Origin of the sequence: Nonomuraea sp. NPDC049784 (assembly GCF_040659615.1) — a bacterium.
Classification (GTDB): domain Bacteria; phylum Actinomycetota; class Actinomycetes; order Streptosporangiales; family Streptosporangiaceae; genus Nonomuraea.
Genome location: NZ_JBFAMX010001053.1, coordinates 1 through 2,117 on the forward strand (window position 1 = coordinate 1; position 2,117 = coordinate 2,117).

The window sequence follows — 2,117 nt, forward strand, 5'->3', positions numbered from 1 at the left end:
CCACCGGCAGGTCGGGCACCGCCACAGGATGCCTGCGGCGAGCGCCGCCTCCTCGATGGCGAGGGATTGCCGGTGGTCGGCGGCTTGGAGTAGCTCGTCCAGCAGGTTCCAGGTGGGGCCGGTGTGCCCGCTGTCGTCGAAGACGACAGCGTCGCCCACCATGACGCGCAGCGGTACGGTTGCGTCGGCCCGGATGAGCCGCTCGTCGGTGGTGTCGAGGTGAACGGAGACGCGGACGGCCTTCTCGGCGGCATCGAGGTAGGCGAACACCAGGACGCCGGCGGTTTCGAGCGCTGGAAGAGTGTCGTCTTCCGTCATGGGGTGGAAGATCGCCTCGCGGTTGGCCTGTGCGCAGCCGGCCGCGTCAGGGAATCGAAGCCCCAGCGGCAGCAGACGGGTCGGCCGGCGGGGGCCGATCGCTACCTCGCGCAGGAGGTAGGTGTCGCCGTCACGTTCTCCTTCCGGGCCGAAGTAGAGGTCGACGGCCTGGCGATCGTCGGCGGGCGGTTGTTCCGGCACACCGTCCTCGCCGCCTGGCCAGGAGGTTCGCGCGTGCTGAGCGAGCTCGGCCAAAGCCGCGTCCTCGCTGCGATGCGCGCTGAGGCCGGCGTCGGCGACCACGCCAGTGCTGTGCCACAGAATCCACACACGGTCGGCGGGCTGCGACTCGAGCACAGCACTCGCTGCCGGGGACGTCGGCCTCTGCCCGGCGTGGTCTGCTTCCATGGCGGCGTCGGCTCGGGCGAGCACGTCCCGCTGGCGGGTGGACAGCTCGGCACCGTGCCACAGATCAACGGCCGTCTTGATCAGGCATTCGATGTCAATCGGCGGAAACTGTTCAGCGATCAAGAAGGCGGTCTCCAGCAGAAGAGGGGATAGTCGGTGGTGCTGGTGGCAGGCTTCGCCCTCACCCGGCGGGAGGGATCGTGGCTGGATGCGCCGCTGGCGGCCGGTTGAGGGTGTGAACCAGGTCGAGGCAGGCGGCCAGTTCCGCGGGGCTGAGCTGAAGGCCGACGAGGTGGATGTTGTAGGTCAGCTCGCCCTCGGCCTCGAAGACGCTGATGCCGCCGTACCCGCGTTCGGAGTTCCAACGGGCGCAGCTGGAGGCGCTGAGGTAGGTGTCGGGGAAGTGCTTTCCTCGGGGCAGCTGGGCGGCGAGGCGGGCTGCTTCGGTTTCGCGGGCGGTGTGTCGTTGCACGTGGCGATCCCATTGGGCACGGTCGGCGACGGCGCGGAGCCGGTAGTGGGGCAGCAGCCTGCTGGTGATCTGGCCGGCGATGGAGCCGGGCGGGCGGTCCATGCTTGCCGACACCTCCGGGCCATTGAGGCACATGGCCCGGTCGAGGTCGGGGCCGGGGGAGAGCCCCTTGAAACGCAGGCGCCGCTTGGCGAGGTCGCCGTTGGTTTTGTGGTGCACTGCGATGCGCAGGTCACCGCTGATCAGCACCAGGTGCGGGCCGAGGAAGGGGCCGTGGTCCCATTTTTCAGCGTGGAAGCCGTCGCCCAGTTCGACGGCCACCGCTTGTGCCAGGGCTTCGACCTGGGTCAGGTTCTCGTAGGCGGGCGTGGTCGTGTCCCTTTCGTAGGGTGTGGCGGTCGTTCACGCGGCCACCGGAGGACGTGCCTGCCTGCGCGGTGGCGGTGCGGCAGGACACGTCCGGGGCGGCCTTCGGCGTGGAGGGAGGTAGCCCGCCCGCGGCTGTGCCGGCAACGACCAGGTGCTGGTCGTCGGAGGCGGCGCAGGTCGCGCGGAGGCCGGGATCAGGGACGAGCTCGGCTGAGCGCGGTGACCGCTGCCTGTCCGATGACGTGAGCTGCACCGGCCGCGTCGTCTGCGATCACTTCGACCGCGCCGGGCAGCAGACGGGTTTTGCCGTCCAGGCACAGCTGCAGGGTGGGACATCCCCGCTCGGCCAGGCGCCTGATCAGCCCGGCGGCGGTGGCGGTCTGGGCGGTGGAGTCCAACCGGCCGTCGGAGGCGATCACCAGCAGGCGAGCGTGGTCGCTCTGGGCAAGCCCCAAAATGCCGTCCAGCGCGCGGATCGCCTCCGGCAGCACGGCGGTACCTTCGCTGGTGTCCAGTTTCGGCACCTGGGTCGGGGCGCGGCCGGGCCGGG

2 protein-coding genes and 1 pseudogene are annotated in these 2,117 nt (G+C 70.4%); all 3 read right to left on the reverse strand.

The window, feature by feature from the left end; translation table 11 throughout:
• The coding region (locus AB0J09_RS63080) for a hypothetical protein (protein ID WP_360713882.1) at window positions 1-849 on the reverse strand (849 nt) is incomplete at its 3' end.
• A 58-nt stretch (window positions 850-907) separates the two neighbouring features.
• Complete coding sequence (locus tag AB0J09_RS63085) at window positions 908-1,519, reverse strand: hypothetical protein (protein ID WP_360713884.1); 612 nt, start codon at window positions 1,517-1,519, stop codon at window positions 908-910.
• A 242-nt stretch (window positions 1,520-1,761) separates the two neighbouring features.
• A pseudogene (locus AB0J09_RS63090) lies at window positions 1,762-2,117 on the reverse strand (hypothetical protein); the annotation flags it as partial.